Source organism: Pseudomonas sp. 1D4 (assembly GCF_001728925.1).
GTDB lineage: Bacteria > Pseudomonadota > Gammaproteobacteria > Pseudomonadales > Pseudomonadaceae > Metapseudomonas > Metapseudomonas otitidis.
The window spans coordinates 1-1,245 of the sequence record NZ_LXJQ01000116.1; the positions used below are offsets into that span (position 1 = coordinate 1).

General features: G+C 47.6%; 2 pseudogenes. Both read left to right on the forward strand.

Features of this window, described 5'->3' with window-relative positions:
• Window positions 1-181 (forward strand): annotated as a pseudogene (locus A7D27_RS28570) (RHS repeat protein); the annotation flags it as partial.
• A 5-nt stretch (window positions 182-186) separates the two neighbouring features.
• Window positions 187-1,245, forward strand: a pseudogene (locus tag A7D27_RS28220) (hypothetical protein); the annotation flags it as partial.

Below are 1,245 nucleotides of genomic sequence, written 5' to 3' on the forward strand. Positions count from 1 at the left end.
GCGTGGCCTCGAAGTCTCCCGCACCGAAGCCTTCGGTACACCTCAGGCGCGCACCGTCACCACTACTTGGCACCCAATGCTGTTCCTGCCGCTCACCGTCACCGAAACAGACCGTATCACTACCTACAAGTACGATGAGCAAGGACATCAATTAGGTCTTAAAGTCTCAGACCGGGAATAGAAAATATGCCGCCTATAGCTCGAAAAACAACTGGCAGTATCATCCTAATTATCTCCTTCTCCCTTGCCACCACACCGCTGAATGCCGCGGACTTCCAATGGACAATTGATAACCAATATGCTGGCCATCCATTCCATACATCCCCAACAGCATCATGCATTGCGTACCATAAGTGGCTAAACACTGTAACCGAAGACTGGCACTATCAATTTGTACGCATAGAGGCGACAAGTAATTCCAGGCAATTTAAATGTCTCGCCAAGACAACTAATCGCCGAAGCGGAAAGATCGGCTTTGAAGCAGGTTTCTATGGTACAGCCTATCGACATGGAGACAACTGCCACTCTCCAGCGAACTACAACCCCTCCAATGGAGAGTGCGAGATAGCTGAACTGGAAAAAGGTGCTGCTGCGCCTAACCCTTCCTGCTCTATTAACAACGATCAATTCTACGCGACCAACGGCAACAATTTCCAAAAAGAGAAAGACATAAACAGCAACATCAGATTCGAGCGTTTCTACAACAGCTCAGACCGCCAATGGCGTCATAATTACTCAGCCATACTCCAAAACCTCACAAGTAAAATAAAAATTACCTTCAGCGATGGCAAGGAAGCAACATTCATCCCAAGCGACAAAAAATTCGACCCACTCAGAACAGAGCGCGGACAACTCACACGCAATCTTAACACCTGGACTTACACCGCATCCAACAATGATATCTATGACTTCGACAACGACGGCAACCTAATTAACCTTTATAGTTCCAAGCAAAAAATTAAGCTTGAGCACTCTTGGCAAGGAATTAAACTAACCGACAACTTCAACAACGAACTCAAAATCGCTGAAGATGAATTTCATCAACCAACAAAAATCACAACCCCAACAATGACCATCAAGTACAACTACAGCCTCTCAAGAAACTTGGAGTCCGCTATATACGACTACCCAAGTGGCAGTTCCACGCGTCGTTATCATTATAGTAATGGCCTCCTCACCGGCATCACCGACGAACGCGGCATCCGCTACGCCACCTGGACCTACGACGACCAGGGCCGGGCCATC